The organism is Actinomycetota bacterium (genome assembly GCA_035759705.1).
GTDB lineage: Bacteria > Actinomycetota > CADDZG01 > JAHWKV01 > JAHWKV01 > JAJCYE01.
In genome coordinates this window covers 1-16,993 of record DASTUJ010000206.1, presented here as the reverse complement: position 1 = coordinate 16,993, position 16,993 = coordinate 1, and the positions used below count along the sequence as shown (strand labels likewise).

The 16,993-nt window shown below is 68.4% G+C and carries 14 protein-coding genes; 6 read left to right on the top strand and 8 right to left on the bottom strand.

Annotated elements, in window-relative coordinates; all coding sequences use genetic code 11:
* Positions 1–285: 285 nt before the first annotated feature.
* Positions 286–4,713: a DEAD/DEAH box helicase gene (locus tag VFV09_14510; GenBank protein HEU4868922.1), complete on the bottom strand. Its 4,428-nt coding sequence runs from the start codon at positions 4,711–4,713 to the stop codon at positions 286–288.
* Between the two features lie 157 nt (positions 4,714–4,870).
* On the opposite strand from VFV09_14510, the gene VFV09_14505 reads away from it, so the two are divergent.
* Positions 4,871–5,455 (top strand): RNA polymerase sigma factor, encoded by a 585-nt coding sequence (locus tag VFV09_14505; protein ID HEU4868921.1) that lies wholly within the window; start codon positions 4,871–4,873, stop codon positions 5,453–5,455.
* A gap of 7 nt (positions 5,456–5,462) precedes the next feature.
* The gene (locus VFV09_14500; GenBank protein ID HEU4868920.1) at positions 5,463–6,599 is read left to right on the top strand and encodes a hypothetical protein; all 1,137 of its coding nucleotides are present in this window, start codon (positions 5,463–5,465) and stop codon (positions 6,597–6,599) included.
* A gap of 10 nt (positions 6,600–6,609) precedes the next feature.
* Here VFV09_14500 and VFV09_14495 read toward each other — a convergent pair whose 3' ends face one another.
* The 3 genes from VFV09_14495 to VFV09_14485 all read right to left on the bottom strand — a co-directional run bounded on the left by VFV09_14495 (position 6,610) and on the right by VFV09_14485 (position 10,046).
* Complete coding sequence (locus tag VFV09_14495; protein HEU4868919.1) at positions 6,610–7,803, bottom strand: zinc-dependent alcohol dehydrogenase; 1,194 nt, start codon at positions 7,801–7,803, stop codon at positions 6,610–6,612.
* A 21-nt stretch (positions 7,804–7,824) separates the two neighbouring features.
* Positions 7,825–8,985 carry an SRPBCC family protein gene (locus VFV09_14490; protein HEU4868918.1) on the bottom strand — a complete coding sequence of 387 codons (1,161 nt, stop codon included), beginning with the start codon at positions 8,983–8,985 and terminating at the stop codon, positions 7,825–7,827.
* A gap of 200 nt (positions 8,986–9,185) precedes the next feature.
* Positions 9,186–10,046 carry a hypothetical protein gene (locus tag VFV09_14485; protein ID HEU4868917.1) on the bottom strand — a complete coding sequence of 287 codons (861 nt, stop codon included), beginning with the start codon at positions 10,044–10,046 and terminating at the stop codon, positions 9,186–9,188.
* A 169-nt stretch (positions 10,047–10,215) separates the two neighbouring features.
* Here VFV09_14485 and acnA point away from each other — a divergent pair, with 169 nt between their 5' ends.
* Positions 10,216–12,936 carry an aconitate hydratase AcnA gene (acnA, locus tag VFV09_14480; GenBank protein HEU4868916.1) on the top strand — a complete coding sequence of 907 codons (2,721 nt, stop codon included), beginning with the start codon at positions 10,216–10,218 and terminating at the stop codon, positions 12,934–12,936.
* 4 nt (positions 12,937–12,940) lie between these two features.
* Here the strand turns inward: acnA and VFV09_14475 are convergent, their stop codons facing one another.
* A complete protein-coding gene (locus VFV09_14475) occupies positions 12,941–13,213 on the bottom strand; it encodes a hypothetical protein (GenBank protein HEU4868915.1) in 273 nt (90 codons plus the stop codon).
* Between the two features lie 127 nt (positions 13,214–13,340).
* Here VFV09_14475 and VFV09_14470 point away from each other — a divergent pair, with 127 nt between their 5' ends.
* Together VFV09_14470 and VFV09_14465 are read left to right on the top strand one after the other, a co-directional pair.
* On the top strand, positions 13,341–13,733 hold the full coding sequence (locus VFV09_14470) for a cupredoxin domain-containing protein (protein HEU4868914.1): 393 nt from the start codon (positions 13,341–13,343) through the stop codon (positions 13,731–13,733).
* A 61-nt stretch (positions 13,734–13,794) separates the two neighbouring features.
* Positions 13,795–14,469 (top strand): hypothetical protein, encoded by a 675-nt coding sequence (locus tag VFV09_14465; protein HEU4868913.1) that lies wholly within the window; start codon positions 13,795–13,797, stop codon positions 14,467–14,469.
* Here VFV09_14465 and VFV09_14460 read toward each other — a convergent pair.
* On the bottom strand, positions 14,466–15,314 hold the full coding sequence (locus VFV09_14460) for a metallophosphoesterase (protein ID HEU4868912.1): 849 nt from the start codon (positions 15,312–15,314) through the stop codon (positions 14,466–14,468). The genes VFV09_14465 and VFV09_14460 overlap by 4 nt on opposite strands.
* Before the next feature lie 70 nt (positions 15,315–15,384).
* Between VFV09_14460 and VFV09_14455 the strand changes: the two genes are divergently transcribed.
* Complete coding sequence (locus VFV09_14455) at positions 15,385–15,564, top strand: hypothetical protein (GenBank protein ID HEU4868911.1); 180 nt, start codon at positions 15,385–15,387, stop codon at positions 15,562–15,564.
* A gap of 2 nt (positions 15,565–15,566) precedes the next feature.
* On the opposite strand, the gene VFV09_14450 is transcribed toward VFV09_14455, so the two are convergent.
* On the bottom strand, positions 15,567–16,616 hold the full coding sequence (locus tag VFV09_14450; GenBank protein ID HEU4868910.1) for an ATP-dependent DNA ligase: 1,050 nt from the start codon (positions 16,614–16,616) through the stop codon (positions 15,567–15,569).
* A 44-nt stretch (positions 16,617–16,660) separates the two neighbouring features.
* A partial coding sequence (locus VFV09_14445) for an HNH endonuclease signature motif containing protein (protein ID HEU4868909.1) occupies positions 16,661–16,993 on the bottom strand: 333 nt, incomplete at its 5' end.

The following is a 16,993-nucleotide window of genomic DNA, read 5'->3' as shown; positions in this document are numbered from 1 at the left end:
TGTTCCGAAAAATCCGCCATAAATAACGGCTTGGGGAGGGCCTCTTATTCCCGGAAATCCGGAAATTTTTTTGCGACTCAAAGGCCGATGGGAGCTGCAATTTTGGGGAAACTGGTTGCCGGGACACACAACCTTCGACTTGGCCGAGGGCCCGACTGGTGCGCCGGAAACTCAGAGTTCCAACCGAGCTGTGACTGTGGTCGGCGGACCCAACCTGATCCGGCAACTGCTGCGGGTTCAGGAGGTCGGCGCCCGACGAGTATGCGGTTCCGGCTCCCCCGTTAATCAGGCCCTCAGCCGCAGCCCCTTCGGGGTGTGCCTGAACCCGGCTTCCTCCATCGCCCGGGCGACCGGGCTGTCCTCGACGGCCGCCCCGTCGGCCTTCTCGACCGCCAGCTTCCCGAGCGCACCCTGGCGGACGGCCAGGGCCAGCGCGTCGACCGCCGGCTGGAGCACGGTGGGCTCGGCGCTGTAGGTCAACACAGTGCGGCCGCCCTTCTCCACGTAAAGAACCAGCGACCCCTCTACCATCACGACGAGGGCGCCTGCTTTGCGGCCGGGGCGGTGGCCCTTGGTGGGAGCGTCACCGGCAGCGGGACGGTCCGGCCAGGGCAGCGCCGCTCCGAACGGATTTGCAGGGTCGGTGGCGGCCAGGACGATGGCGCCGGTGGGCTCGGCGTTCCCTGCGACCAGCGACCGCATCCGGTCCACCGCGCCCGGCATGGCGAACTGGGCGGCGCCGAGCTTCTCCACGAAGTAGCCACGGCGACAGTGGCCGGCCTCCTCCATCGCCTTCAGGACCGGGTAGACGGCTGAGAAGTTGCCCGGAATCGACTCGGACACCACCGCCCCGCGGGTCAGCACCCCGTGGCGGTCCAGCAGCTGGTCGGCCAGGGCGCTCATCCGGCGGGTGGGGTCGTGCGACCGCTCCGGCAACAGGCTCCACCTCCCGACGCCCGAGGGCGGCCCTTGGCGCACCGGCAGGGCCGGGCCCCTTCTCAGGCGGCGCCCCGGGCGCAGCGACGGGGTGCTCCGTCCGACCCCCTTGAGGGCCCTCAGGGGGGCAATCGTGTCGTTGGTTGCCAGCCCGGCCCAGGCAAGCTCCCACAGGGCGTCGAGCAGGACCGTGTCGCTGGCGATGCCGGATGCTCCGGTTAGCTGTCGGAAGAACATGGCGCCGCCCCCGGACAGGGCCTCGAGGACCCGGTGGGCCTCCTCCGACAAGTCTTCGATCGCCGGTGCCGGCATAAGCAGCTCGGCGTGGCCGGGCAGGTAGAGGCTCACCCAGCCGTCGTCGCTTCCGATCGCCCCGGCCCCGGCCCACAGGACCTCCCCGGCGGAGGTCAGCTCGTCGAGCATCGAAGCGTTGTAGTTGGGGACCCGGGCCGGCAGCACCAGGCGCTCCAGCGCACTGGCCGGCACCGCGGCCCCCTGGATCTGCTCGATGGCCCGGATCAGCCCGTTCAGGCCGCCCAGCGTCCTCACCTCACCGATGCCGTGCCAGACCGGCAGGAAGCGGCCCAGCACCTCGGGCGAAGCCGCCTCGACCTCCTTTCGCAGCTTGGCCAGCGACCGCCGGCGGATGGACCTGAGGACCTCGGCGTCGCACCACTCGGTCCCCGCGCCGCCCGGCCGGAACTCGCCGCGAACCATGCGCCCCTTGGACTCGAGCCGGTTGAGCGTCTCGGTGACCACTGCGGTGCCCAGGCCGAACCGGGCCGCCGGGTCGGGCGCCTGGAACGGGCCGTGCGACCGGGCGTAGCGCCCGATCAGGTCGCCCATCGGGTCGTTCACCGGCTTCAGGAAGGCGTCGGGGATTCCCATCGGCAGCGCGGTCCCCAGGGCGTCCCGGAACCGGCCGGCGTCCTCGATGGCCACCCAGCGCATCTCCCCGGCGATCCGCAGCATCAGCGCCCGGCGGCTCTCCTGGAGCTCGGCCAGCCACTCGGACCGGGCCCCCCGGTCGTAAAGCTCCTGCTCCGACAGGTCGCCCAGCATCCGCAGGGCGTCGTGGGTTTCGTCGGCGTTTCGTATCTTGCGGGTGTCGGCCAGGCGCTGCAGCTCCAGCTCGATCTCGGCCAGCGCCTCCGGGTCGATCAGCTCCCGCAGCTCCGACGACCCCAGCAGCTCGGCCAGCAGGGCGGTGTCGAGCGACAGGGCCTGCGCCCGGCGTTCGGCCAGCGGCGCGTCGCCGTCGTAGATGAAGGCGCCGATGTAGCCGAACAGCAGCGAGCTGGCGAAGGGCGACGCGTGCTCGGTGTCCACCTGGACCGTGCGAACCTTGGCCGAGCGGATGTCGGTCATCAGCTGGGTCAGGCCGGGCAGGTCGAAGACGTCCTGCAGGCACTCCCGCATGGTCTCCAGGACTATGGGGAACGACCCGTAGCCCGAAGCCACCTGCAGAAGGTTGGCGCTCTTCTGCCGCTGCTGCCATAGGGGGGTTCGCTTGCCCGGCCGGCGCTTGGGCAGCAGCAGCGCCCGGGCGGCGCACTCCCGGAAGCGGCTCGCGAACATCGCGGACCCGCCGACCTCGGCGGTGACCAGGGCCTCGATGTCGTCCGGCTCGAACAGGATGGACTCCAGGGCGGGGGCGTCGTCGGCTTCCGGCAGCCGGACGACGATCCCGTCGTCGGTGTGCATGGTCTGCACCTCCACGCCGAGACGGCTCCGGATCTGGTTCTCGATGGCCAGCGCCCACGGGGCGTGGACCCGGGCGCCGAACGGGGAGTGGACACACAGGCGCCAGTCGCCCAGCTCGTCCCGGAATCGCTCGACGACGATCGTCCGGTCCGTCGGCAGGTGCCCGGTGGCCTCGATCTGCTCGGCCAGGTACTTGATCAGGTTGTTGGCGGCGAAGTCGTCCAATCCCCCGGCCCGAAGTCGGGCGTACGCCTCCCCTGCCGGGGCATGCCCCACCTCCCGCATGAACTTGCCCAAAGCCCGGCCCAGCTCGACCGGCCGTCCCAGGGCGTCGCCGTGCCAGAACGGCATCTTGGCCGGGGCCCCCGGCGCCGGGGTGACCAGCACCCGGTCGTGCGTGATCTGCTCGATCCGCCAGTTCGACGCGCCCAGGGTGAAGACGTCGCCGTGGCGGGACTCGTACACCATCTCCTCGTCCAGCTCTCCGACCCGCTTGTTGCCCTCTCCGCCGGCCAGGTAGACGCCGAAGAGCCCCCGGTCCGGGATGGTCCCGCCGCTGGTCACCGCCAGCAGCCGGGCGTTTCCCCGTGCCGACAGCACGCCGGTGAACCGGTCCCAGTTGATCCGGGGCCGCAGCTCGGCGAACTCGTCGCTCGGGTACAGGCCGCTCAGCATGTCCAGCACCCCGACCAGGGCGCTCGTGGGCAGTCCCTCGAACGGCGCCGCCCGCCGCACCAGCGCCTCGGCCTCCTCCAGCGCCCAGTCCTCCATCGCCACCATCGACACGATGTGCTGCGCCAGCACGTCCAGCGGGTTGCGGGGGTAGCGCAGGGCCTCTATCTCGCCGGTCTTCATCCGCTCCACGACCACCGCGGACTCGACCAGGTCGCCCCGCCACTTCGGCAGGATCACGCCCCGGCTGACTGCGCCGACCTGGTGGCCGGCCCGGCCGACCCGCTGCAGGCCGGAGGAGACGCTGGTGGGGGCCTCGACCTGCAGCACGAGGTCCACCGCCCCCATGTCGATGCCCAGCTCGAGCGACGAGGTGGCGACAACCGCCTTGAGGACGCCCATCTTGAGGTCCTCCTCGATGAGCTTGCGCTGCTCCTTCGACACCGAGCCGTGGTGCGCCCGGGCGATCTGCTCGCCGGCCAGCTCGTTCAGCTGGGCGCAGACCCGCTCGGAGAGGCGCCGGCTGTTGACGAACACGATCGTGGAGTGGTGGGCCTGGATCAGCTCGACCAGCCGGGCTTCGATCGAGGGCCAGATCGTCTTGTGGTCCGGGTCCCGGACCGCCGAGCCCTCGGCGATCTCGTTGATCTCCTCTCCCAGCTCGCCCATGTCCTCGATGGGGACGACCACCGACAGGTCGAACTGCTTGTTCGACGGCGGGTTCACGATGTGAACCTCCCGGGTGCCTCCCAGGAACTTGGCGACCTCGGCCAGCGGCCGCACCGTGGCCGACAGCCCGATCCTCTGCGCCGGCTCGGTGAGCAGGGCGTCCAGCCGCTCCAGGCTGAGCGCCAGGTGGGCGCCCCGCTTGGTGGCGGCGACCGCGTGGACCTCGTCGACGATCACCGTGTCGATGAACTTCAGGGCGTCCCGGGCCTGCGAGGTCAGGAGCAGGAACAGCGACTCCGGTGTGGTGATCAGGATGTCCGGCGGGTTCGAGGGGAACTTGCGCCGCTGCTCCTGCGGGGTGTCGCCGGTCCGGATTCCGAAGGTGATCCGGGGCACCGGCAGGCCCAGCCGTTCGGCCGCCCGGGCGATGCCGTTGACCGGCGAGTTGAGGTTGCGCTCGACATCGACCGCCAAGGCCTTCAGCGGCGAGACGTAAAGGACCCTCAGGCGCTCCTTGGCCGGTGGTTCCGGCGAGGTGGCGATGCGGTCGAGCGCCCAGAGGAACGCCGCCAGTGTCTTGCCCGACCCGGTGGGGGCCACCACCAGGGTGTCCCTGCCCTTGGCGACGGAGGCCCAGGTCCCCTCCTGCGCGGCCGTGGGCTCGGAGAAGCTGGAGTTGAACCAGCTTCGGGTGGTCTCGGAAAACAGAGAGATCGCGCTGCGGCTCGCCATATGTCCAGTTTGCCTCGGAACGGTGACAGTTTGTGACCTAATTCGGCGGCCGCACTCGATCGACCCGTATTCCTTCTTAACCTAAGCCGCTTTGCTGCCGATAGCTATGGGACAGCCGGACTGTGGTTGTTTCAAGCCGGGCGGAGGGGCGCTCCATTTGATCGACGGGCAGGGTTTGGATAGTGCGGTAGCCGCAGCCAAAAACGGCGCCGACTGGGGCTGGACCGCGCTCTACAAGGCGCTCGCCCCGACCCTTACCGGTTACCTGCGTGCCCAGGGCGCCCGGGAGCCCGAGGACCTGGTGGGCGAGGTGTTCATCCAGGCGGTCAAGGGCATCGACCGCTTCACCGGCAACGGAACGTCGTTTCGCTCCTGGATCTTCTCGATCGCCCACAACAAGCTCGTCGACGACGTGCGGCTGCGCAAGCGCCGGCCGGAGGACATCGTCCCGGACGCCGGCCGGAACCTGGTCCACCCGAACAACGTCGAGGACCAGGCGCTGCGCAACCTGGCCGACCGCAAGGTGCGTGAGATGTTCGCCCAGCTCACCCCGGACCAGCGCACCGTCCTGTACCTGCGGATGATCGGCGGCCTGACCCTCGAGGAGGTTTCCAGGACCATCGGCAAGCCCCTTTCCGCGGTCAAAGCCCTCCAGCGGCGGGGCCTCGGAGCAATCAAACGAGAGCTTCCCGCGCAGGGGTATCAAATCGAGCAGCCAAACCGTTTACCGGCCATAGGGTGAGGTGGGCGTGAATATTTCCGACAGCGACTTCGACAAGGTGATAGCGGGGCAGGGGGCTTCCGATCCGGAGGCTGCCCAGCTGAAGCGCATTCTCTCCCAGGTCAACTCCGCCTTCGTCAGCCCGATCCCTCCGGCCTCCGAGTCCCGGCACCTGGCCGCGATCCAGCAGGCCAACCGCAGCCGGCCGAAGGCCTCCCCGGGCGCCGCTCCGGCGGGGTTCCGGTCGGCGATGGAGCCGTTCACAAATTTCCTCGAGACCATGCGCCGCTCTGGCTACGCCCACCTCTCGGGCGCCACCGCGGTGTGGGCCGTGGTCGCCGCGCTGTTCCTGGTTTCAGCTACGGGGGGCCTGGCCGCAGCCGGCGTCCTCCCCGACTCGATCCAGTCGGCGGTCTCCAACGCGGCAGCCAGCGTCGGAATCGACGTGCCCATGCCCGACACCTCGGTGAGCGTCTCCGAGCCGGCCAACTCCGGCGGAATGAACGTGACCGAAGGAAGCCTCGCCGCCCAGCAGGCGGCCCTGGCGTCGGCCGAGAAGGCGGTCCAGGAGGCGGAGCAGGCGCAGAAGGCGGCCCAGGAGGCGGCAGCGACGTCGGCGCGGTGCATCGAGCAGTCTATGGCCCAGGTCTCGACGCTGGTCGACGGGATCCTCTCGGCCACCAGCCCGGCGCAAGCCCAGGCCCTGGTCACCCAGGCCGGGAACCTGGGCGGGGGCGTGAAGGCGTGCGCCGACCAGGCGACCGCCCTCGGGCAGGCAGGCGTCACCCACGCCGGCGAAGCGACCCGCCTGGCCCAGGAGGCTTCGACGGCGGAGTCGGTGGCCAGCAACCAGGTCCTTGCGGCGATCGACGCCGCCAACAACGCCGCCCGCACCGCAGGCACCTCGGCGACCCGGGCGCTGGACATGAGCCGGTCGATAGTCGACAACGTGGGCACCCTGGCGGCCGGCCTGATCAACAGCTCGCTCGGGCTTCAGGAGACGCTGAACACTCCCGTCCCGCCGCCCGCCTCAACCGGGGCCCCGACCGTCGCTCCGCCGCCGCCGGCCAACGTGACCGACCCGACCGCGTGGGCCAGCTGGGGGATGGACTTCGCCAACCAGATGATGAGCTCGTTTATGGGGGGCGCCCGAAGGGGCCGGTAGCGGCTTCCCGCTAGTTCGAGCTGAAGTTCGCCTTCAGGACCACCTTCACGCAGTCGTCCTCCTTGTGCTTGAAGGTGTTGTAGCCCTTCGGCGCATCGGCCAGATCCATCGTGTGGGTGACGATGAAGCTCGGGTCGATCCTGCCGTCCTCGATCTGCTTCAGCAGCGGCTTGAGGTACTTGTGAACGTGGCACTGCCCCGCCCTTATCGTCAGCGACCGGTTCATGATGGCGCCCATCGGGAACTTGTCGACGAACCCGCCGTAGACGCCGACCACCGACACCGTGCCCCCGCTGCGGCACGACAGGATCGCCTGGCGCAGGGCGTAGGGGCGGTCGCTTTCGGTCCGGGCCATCTGCTTCGCCTTGTCGTAGGTGTAGACCGGCAGGGAGTGGTGGTGCGCCTCCAGCCCGACGGCGTCGATGCAGGCGTCCGGGCCCCGGCCGCCGGTCAGCTCCTTGAGGGCTTCCCGGACGTTTCCGATCTCCTCGTAGTTGATCGTCTCGGCGCCGGTATTCTCGGCCACCATCTTCAGGCGGTAACCGAACCGGTCGATGACTATGACTCGCTCGGCCCCCAGCAGGAACGCGCTCGCCGCCGAAAGCTGGCCCACCGGACCGGCGCCCCACACTGCGATCACCTGGCCGGGCTTGATGTCGCACATCTCGGCGCCCATGTACCCGGTGGGAAAGATGTCTGAGAGGAACAGGACCTTCTCGTCCGGCAGGTCGGTGTTTTCGATCTTGATCGGGCCGACGTCGGCAAACGGGACCCGGGCGTACTCGGCCTGGCCGCCGGCAAACCCGCCGGTCATGTGCGAGTACCCGAACACGCCGGCCGTCGGGTACCCGAGCAGCTTCTCGGCCAGCCCGGCGTTGGGGTTGGAGTTCTCGCACAGCGAATAAAGCTCTGCTTCGCATGCGTTGCAGGCCCCGCAGGCGATGGGGAACGGAACCACCACCCGGTCGCCGACCTTGAGCTTTTTCACCTCGGAACCCAGCTCGACAACCTCGCCCATGAACTCGTGGCCCAGGACGTCGCCCTTCTTCATCGCGGGGATATAGCCGCCCAGCAGGTGCAGGTCGGAGCCGCAGATTGCGGTCGAGCTGATCTTCACAATGGCGTCGCGGGCGTTCAGGATCTTCGGGTCGGGGACTTCCTGCACCTCGACCTTGTTCGGGCGTACCCAGACGTTGGCCTTCATCGAAGTGGTCCTTTCTCGTGATTAGGGGAGCGGCTGCGCCGGGCGCGGCATTCTCTGGTTCATCGAGGCGGTGCCGTCGGGGCATCCGTCGGACCGGACCACCTCGCCCGTCTCCATAACCTGCTTGAACCGCCGCAGGTCGTCCTTCATCTGCTGCTGCGGCTCCTCGCCGAACATCCGGGCGATGGTGTCGCCGATCGCCCCACCGGGCGGCTGGTAGTCGATCTCGACAATGACCTCGGTCCCGCGGCCGCCGGGGGCTTCGACGAACTTCACCGAGCCGGAGTTCGGCACGTCGGCGTCCTCGGTCGACCGCCAGGCGATCATCTCGTTGGGGACGTCGTCCACGACATCGGCATCCCACTCGACCTGTCGGCCGAGGGGCGCTTTGGCCACCCAGTGGTACCGGTCCTCGCCCTTCGGCGTGACCGACTCCAGGTGGAACATGAACTTCGGTAGGTTCTGGAAGTCCTTCCAGAAGCTGTAGACCTCCTCACGGGGACGGTTCACGGTGATCGAGGTGCGGCCTTTGAGGGCCATCTCCTCGCCCGACGCCTTGAGCGCCTCCGAGTGCTTGCGAGCCTGGACGACGTCGGCCGCCGTGACGCCCAGCACGTTGGCCGTGGCGAACACCAGCCTGCCCTTGCGGTTGGAGGGGTTCTTGAAGGCGGACTGCAGCATCACGAGGTCGAGCGCGTCGCCCGCGGTGCGGGCCCACAGCCACTCTGCGGGCTTGGGCTGCGAGGCGAAGATCCCCACCCCGGCCGTGATCTCCCGAAGGCCCGTCAGGCGCATGACCTGGCGCTTGAACAGGGTGTTCTCCAGCCCGGCGAGCTTCGCGACACGGCCCGGAACCAGGACCTGCGGAATGCCCAGGCCGAGGCTGAACCACCCGAGACCCCGGGCGATTCGCCGGTCGGTCATCGAGATGTTCTCGGCCGAGCGGGGCATCCCGGGCGGTGCTTCGATCCAGGTGGCCGGGCCGCCCAGGGCGTCGGCCTTGAGCCCGGGAGCCGAACCGCCTGAGTTGGCGACCGCCTTGGCGTCTGAATTCTTAGAGTCCGCCGCCTTCGATTTCGTCTTGGAAGCCTTTGCGGCGCTTCCGTTGGACTTTGTGGATCCATTTGTCGCGGTGGCTTTGGCACCCTGTCCGGGGCGTTGAAGATCAGAGTCTGGGGACATTTGTTCCTCCCGAGGTCGAGGCCTTGTGCGCCGGTCGGGGCGATGGCGGCTGTGCGTTCAACTGCCGGTTCGCGTCTCTACCCGGTAAGGCTTTGCGCAAAACGGCTTCTCGGATGAGCGTCCGGACAAACACAAAGGGCCCCCTGGGCGGGGCTTCAAGCCGCCCGGGGGACCCTTTGTCCATGGTTGCCGCTACATCTTTAGAACGGGAAGAACTGGCCGAAGTCGAAGCCGAAGAACCCACCCCCGCCGGCCGGCGGTGCCGTTCCGCCGCCGGCGGGGAGTGATCCTGCGGGCAGCCCGGGGATGCCGCCGGGGAGGCCGGGGATCCCTCCGCCGCCGGCGACCGGGACGGTGCCCATGATCGAGGTGACCATTCCCATCGCCATGTCGACTGCGCCGTTCGCCATGCCCATCGCCTGGTCGGCGACGCCCATGGCGATGCCGGCCGCCTGCTCGGCAACCCCGACTGCCTCGAGGGCGGCGTCGACCCCGGTTCCGGCAACTCCGGTCGGGTCGAGCGCTTTGACCTCGTCGGTCACCTGCTTGATCAGGCCGAGACCTTCCTGCGTGGTCTGCTTCGCGAGGCCGGCGCACTGCCGGGCGTCGCCGGCGATGGCCCGTGCCTGGGCCACCAGGGCCTGGGCGGCTGCCGGGTCGGTCACGCCGGAGGCCGCGGCGACCACCGAGTCGACCCGGGCCTGGATGCCGGCTGCGCACTCCTTCGCCTTGGCGGCTGCTGCCAGGGCCGCCGCCTGGGCCTGCTCGGCCCGGGCGAGGGCCGCCTGGGCGGCCTGGAAGGCTGCGTCGGTGTCCGGGAGGGCCACCGGGATCTCGGGAATGTCGGGGATGCTGGGGATGAACGCTGCCGAAGCCTGAGCCGCGCCCCCGGCCGATGCCGACGCGGTGGCGGTGGCGGTGCCCAGCCCTGAGGTAACCGTGGTCTCGGTCCCGCCGGTGGGAAGAATGCCGCTGGTTGCCACGCCGGTCGCCAGCCCGGCCGCCGCCATGACGGTGACCAGGATCTTTCCGATGATTCCCCCCAGGAATCCACTGAACATGTTGTGCTCCTTCTCCAGATTTCTTCGACGAGGACCGGCAAGCGCTTGATTCCGAGCGGTAATCGCATACCGCCTGCGGACCGATACCACCTCCCGGCAAATTTCTTCAACTGCCGGGGCCCGGGGCCCATCGGTTACTTTTGAAGAGATCCACGAGGAAAAGGAACCCATGCCCAACGACCCTCTCGACACCCTTCAGGACCTTCAGACCGCCGGGGGGACCGTCGGTATCTACAGCCTCCCCCGCCTGGCCGCCCGGGCGGGGGTGGACCCGGCCGCGCTGCCGCACACCGTGAAGATCCTTCTGGAGAACCTGCTCCGGCGCGCCGGGACCCGTGACGTCTCCGAGTCCGACGTGATGGCGCTGGCCGCCTGGCCCGATGAGAGCCCCGGCGCCCGCCTCGCCTACATGCCGGCCCGGGTGCTCATGCAGGACTTCACCGGCGTCCCCGCAGTGGTCGACCTGGCCGCTCTCCGCAGCGCCGTCGCGCGGGCGGGGGGCGACCCCACCTCCGTCAACCCGTTCGTCCCCGTCGACCTGGTCATCGACCACTCGGTCCAGGTCGACCGCTTCGGCACCGAGGACTCCTACTCGGCGAACATCGCCTTCGAGTACAGCCGAAACCGGGAGCGCTACTCGCTGCTCAACTGGGGCCAGCAGGCGTTCAAGGACTTCCGCGTCGTCCCGCCCGGCATGGGCATCTGCCACCAGGTCAACCTCGAATACCTGAGCCGGGTGGTCATCGAACGGGACGGCCTGGCCTTTCCCGACACCCTGGTCGGCACCGACTCCCACACCACGATGGTCAACGGCCTGGGGGTCCTGGGCTGGGGCGTCGGCGGCATCGAGGCCGAGGCCGCCATGCTCGGCCAGCCGATGTTCCTGACCCACCCGCTGGTGGTGGGCATCCGCACCACCGGCGCCCTGCCGCCGGGGACGACCGCCACCGACCTGGTGCTCACACTCACCCAGATGCTGCGCAAGCACGGGGTGGTCGGCAGGTTCCTGGAGTTCTTCGGCGCCGGCCTCAGCAGCCTGACCGTGGCCGACCGGGCGACCATCAGCAACATGACCCCGGAGTTCGGGGCCACTTCGACCCTTTTCCCGGTCGACGCCAACACACTCACCTACATGCGGGAGACCGACCGGCGCGACGCCGCCGACCTCGCCCAACGCTACTGCACCGCCCAGGGCCTGTTCCGGGAGGACTCCGACCCGGCCCCCGCCTTCACCGAGATCCTCGACCTGGACCTGTCGGCGGTCGAGCCGAGCCTTGCCGGTCCGAAGAGGCCGCAGGACCGGGTCAGCCTCTCCGGCGTCTGGGGTTCGTTCAAAGAGGCATTCCTCAACGACAAATCCAACGGGGTCCCCCAGCGGGACCTGAGCCGCCTGGCTACCGAGGGCGGCCGGGCCGAGGGCGTCGACCTGACGGCCGAGGCGGAGGCCCCCCTGACCGGCCCGGCGGCCGACGTGCACAACGGCAGCGTGGTGATCTCGGCGATCACCTCCTGCACGAACACCTCCAACCCCTCGGTGATGATCGCCGCCGGCCTGCTGGCCAAGAAGGCGGTCGAGGCAGGGCTGGAGACCAAGCCGTGGGTCAAGACCTCGCTGGCCCCGGGATCCCGGGTGGTCACCGACTACCTGGACCGCGCCGGGCTCACCCCGTACCTTGAGCAGCTCGGGTTCAACCTGGTCGGGTACGGGTGCACCACCTGCATCGGCAACTCCGGCCCCCTGCCGGAGGACATCGCCAGGGCGGTCGACGACGGCAACCTCGCCGTGGTGGCCGTCCTGTCGGGCAACCGCAACTTCGAGGGCCGCATCCACTCGCAGGTCAAGGCCAGCTACCTGGCGTCTCCGCCGCTCTGCGTCGCCTACGCGCTGGCCGGGACGGTCCAGGTCGACCTGTCGCTCGATCCGATCGGCTGGGACGAGACCGGAGAGGGTGTCTACCTGGAGGAAATCTGGCCGGACGCGGACGAGGTCCAACACGTGATGTCCAGAGCCATCTCGACCGACCAGTTCGAGCATGAGTACGGCACGATCTTCGAAGGCGACGAGAACTGGCGCTCGATGCCGGCCCCCGAGGGCGACGTCTACGAGTGGGACCCCGAGTCGACATACGTCAAAGAGCCGCCGTTCTTCGTCGGCCTGACCTCCGAGTTCACCCCGCCGGGCGACATCGTCGACGCCCGGGCCCTGGCGGTGCTGGGGGACTCGATCACCACCGACCACATCTCCCCGGCAGGATCGATCTGGCTGAACTCGCCGGCCGGCAAGTACCTGCGGAGCAAGGGGGTCACCCCGGCGGACTTCAACAGCTTCGGCTCACGGCGGGGCAACCACGAGGTGATGCTGCGGGGAACCTTCGGCAACAACCGGCTGCGCAACCAGCTGGCGCCCGGCACCGAGGGGCCGCACACGGTTCACCTGCCGGACGGCGCCCCGATGAGCATCTACGACGCCTCGAACACCTACGCGGCCGAGGGCGTGCCGCTGGTGATCCTGGCGGGCAAGGAGTACGGCTCGGGCAGCTCACGGGACTGGGCCGCCAAGGGCACCGCGCTGCTGGGGGTCAAGGCGGTCATCGCCGAGAGCTACGAGCGGATCCACCGCAGCAACCTGGTGGGCATGGGGGTGCTGCCGCTGCAGTTCGAAGACGGAGCGTCGGCCGCCTCGCTGGGGTTGACCGGCCGGGAGGAGTTCACGATCCTGGGCATCGGTCCGGACATTCGACCGGGCCAGCAGGTGGACGTACTGGCCCGGTCGGAGAACGGTGAGGAGACCACCTTTGCCGCAACCGTCAGGATCGACGCCGAAGCAGAGCTCGACTACTACCTGAACGGCGGAATTCTGCAGATGGTGCTGCGGCAGCTAATCGCTTGAGGCGCTACTGAAGGCCAAGCTGCTTGAGGGCCTGCTGGACCGCCTCGCTGTCCTCAACCGGCTTCTTGGGGGTGCCGAACGTCATCGGCTCCTGCCCGGGCTCGGACTCGTTCATCATGTCGTTCATGGTGTCGGCGCCGGTACGGGCGGCCGGACGGTTGCCGACGCTGTCTGAAAGTCCCGGGATGCCCGCAAGGGCGGCCTGGACTGCGTCGCTGTCGCTCGATGCGGGAGGTGCTTCCTCCTCCTCCTGAGGTGCCTGCTCTTCTTCGGACATACGTCCCCCTTGTTGTTTTGGATGGTGGCACTTTGGGCCGGTGCCTAGAAAGTATCCGGCGGGTGCGTCTTTAACGCAAAGACGGCCGGGTCGTCGTAGCCTGAACCCAACATCGAGAAAGGAACCAATGCTCTCCCCCACTTCCCCTCCCCACAGACTTTCCAAGCTCCTGGCGGCCGGCCTGCTCGCCGCAGGGCTGCTCGCCGGGTGCACCGGCAGCCCCGAGAAGACCGGCAACGTAAAGAGCGGCGAGGCAACCGGCGAAGCCGTGAAGATCGAAGCCGGCGACAACTTCTTCGAACCGTCGACGTTGAACCTGAAGGCCGGGCAGGAGGTCACCGTCGAGATCACCAACGCCGGCAACACGCCCCACGACTGGACGATCGACGAGCCCTCGGTCAGCACCGGCGTGATGGCGGCCGGAGACGTGGCCAACGCCACCTTCACCGTGCCGGACGACGACGTGGAGTTCGTCTGCACGCTCCACCGCGGGATGGAAGGCACCATCAAGGTCGGGTAGCGCCTCCTCGGTCACGAGGGAAAGGACCCATCCCGGTCCGGGGGTGGGTTAGCATGTGCCAATGCCAGAATCGATGTATCAGAGCGCGTCCGGAATACGGCACGCCGGCCGGCCCACCAGGGTCAGGGCCGCGGCGCTGGCGATCCTCGTGATGCTCGTTGCAGGCGCCTGCAACCGCGGCAACACCCCCGACGAGACGCCGACCAGCGCTGCGCCGGTACAGGGCCTCACCGCAAACTCGCCGGTCAAGCTGACCAGCGTCGGACCGGTGGTTGTAGGGATGACCCTCGACCAGGTGGCCGCAGCGGCCGGGGTTGACCTCACGCGGCAGCCGGACTTCGACCAGGCGGTGGCCGAGAAGAACTGTGCGTACGTCAGCCCGTCGACCATCCCCGGTTATTCACCTCCGCCGGAGAGCGGCAACAAGTCGCCCCTGGCGTTCATGATCGTGGACGGCAAGCTGGCCCGAATCGACATCCTCGGCGGCGACTTCGCCACCGACAAGGGCATCAAGGTCGGCAGCGCCGAGTCTGCGGTGACCGAGGCGTACGGAGGCGGAAGCCCCCTGCCGCCCCGCGCGTTCGTCGGGCCCCCGTACCGCTACCTGACCGCATCGCCGAAGGACGAGGAGGACCAGGGCTACAAGATGGTCTTCGAGTCCGACGGCGCCAAGGTCGTCAACTACCGGGTGGGCAAAGAGCCCGAGGTCGAGAACCGGCAGGGCTGCACGGCCTAGGTCGTAAAACTGTCGACCGTCTGACCTTCGGTTCCCAGGGCCGTGACCGAGATCCTCTCCCCTTCTACGTCGACGATCAGGAAGTGGTTGACCGCGATACAGGTGATCAGCCACGGTTGGTCGTCGACACACGGGTAGATCGTCGCCCCTCCCCCTCCGGTCACCACGTAGTCGACCCCGTTTTGCACCGAGTGCTCGTAGCCGTGGTTATGGCCGTTAAGCACCAGGTCGACGCCGTGCTGCTCGAACAGCGGCATCCACCTCTGCTGGACGGCCAGGCTGTTCTCGTGGAGGCCGGCCGTCAGCCCGGGGTGGTGGTAGACGGCCACCTTGACCTGCGCCTGCGATGCGGCCAGCTCCCGATCCAGCCAGTTGGTCTGCTCCGGATCCGCCACGCGGTTGGAGTCCAGCATGAAGAACTGCGCCGGGCCGGCCGTCCAGGTGTAGTTGTGCTCGGCGCCGAGGACGGTGCCGGTGGAGGCGCCCCTTGTATCGTGGTTACCCCACACCGCACGCCACTGGTGCCCCGGGTGTGAGGTCAAGCAGGCCTCCGGCCCGAAGTAGTTGGTCTGAGTGGCGGTTCCGTCTGGTCGGTAGAAGTTGTCGCCGGTGGTTACGACTATGTCGAAGGGGGTGGCCTTGCGGGTCTCGCACATCCGGTTGGTGACCGCAGCCTGCTCCGGGGTGCCGGCCCCCCAGTCGCCCTTGACGGCGACCACTACTCGCGGCTCGGGGCTCGGCGAGGGAGACTGGGACACCTCTGACACCACCGGATCGGTCGAATCGCCGCAGGCTGGAACGAACAGGACCAGCAGGAGGCAAAGGGCGAATCTCCGGCCGGGCATTGGTCAATAGTGCCACCGGTGCCGCGCGGAGCCGGGTACCATGAGCCCAAACAAACAGAACTGAGGGAACATGGCCAAGAAGAGCAAACCGGCGGCACCTGTAGCAACCGCAAAACGAACCAAGCGCCGGCGGGGCTTCCTGCGCCGCAAGTTGGGCCGCCTGGTAGTGATGAGCGCGGTCGGCGCGGCGGTCAAGTACTTCGGCGACGCGGCCAACCGCAAGAAGGCCCTGGGCCTGATCGGTAAGTAGGGCTAGGGCTTGAAGATGTCGGCCAGGTTGTAGGTGGCCGGGACCTCCAGCTGCTCGAAGGTGCACGACTCCGGGGTCCGATCGGTACGCCAGCGTTTGAACTGGGCGACGTGGCGGAACCGGGACCCCTCCATGTGGTCGTACCCGACCTCGACCACCAATTCGGGTCGCAGCGCCTCGTAGGACATGTCCTTTTTGGCGTTCCACCGATTCCCCGCTCCTCCGGGAATGTTCTCGACGTCGGCCCACTCGCCCCACGGGTGGGCTTCCCCCGCCTCCTGCCGGTAGGGGGCCAGGTCGTCCAGGAGGCGCTTGCGCTCCGCCATCGGGAAGGCGGCGGCGACCCCGACGTGGTGCAGGTCGCCTTCGTCGTCGTACAACCCCAGGAGCAGCGACCCCACGACCGGCCCGCTCTTGTGCCACCGAAACCCCGCCACGACGCAGTCGGCCGTCCGCTGGTGCTTGATCTTGAACATGATTCGTTTGTCGGGCGAGTAGGGGATGGTGGGCGGTTTGGCGATCACGCCGTCCAGGCCGGCCCCTTCGAAGGCTTTGAACCAGTCCTGGGCCAGGTCCTGGGAGTCGGTGGCCGGGGTGAGAAAGATCGGGGCGCCCGAGCCGGCAAGAGCCTCCTCCAACGCCGCCCGGCGCTCGGTGAACGGACGGTCCATGTAGTTGACGTCGCCTAGCGCAAGAAGATCGAAGGCGATGAACCCCGCCGGGGTGGCCTTGGCGAGCATGTTGACCCGGGAGGCTGCCGGGTGGATGCGCTGCTGGAGGGCTTCGAAGTCGAGCCCGCCCCCCTGGGCGACCACGACCTCCCCGTCGATCACACACTTCTCCGGAAGGTGGTCCTTGACCGCCTGGACGACGTCGGGGAAGTACCGGGTCAGCGGCCGCTCGTTCCGGCTGCCGAGCTCCACCTCGTCACCGTCCCGGAAGACAATGCAGCGGAACCCGTCGAACTTCGGTTCGTAGAGCATCCCGGCGGGAATCTCGGGAACCGACTTGGCCAGCATGGGCTTGACGGGAGGCAGAACGGGAAGGTCCATGCCCACTATTCTGCCCGAGGGCCTTGGGTTTGAGTCGCTGCCGGCTACCCCATGCCCATCAGGTCGAACTCTTTCATGCCGAAGAAGGTGGTCAGCTCAAGTTGGTCGGAGTCATCATCGGGGGGCGGGTCGTGGGGACCGAGCCAGATCCACCTCCAGTTGTAGTGCAGCAGCCGGTAGCCGTGGAAGGTTTTCAGCCGGTGGTGGTAGTGGCAGAGCAGACCGAGGTTGTACAGCTGGGTCGGCCCGCCCTCCTTGACCCCGGTGATGTGGTCGATCTCCTGGGTCGTGACGTCCATCGCCGCGGCCGAGACCACCTCGATCGCCTGCTGCTCGGAGAGCTGACCCTTGCGGAACGCCTTCTCGGTCTCGGGGAG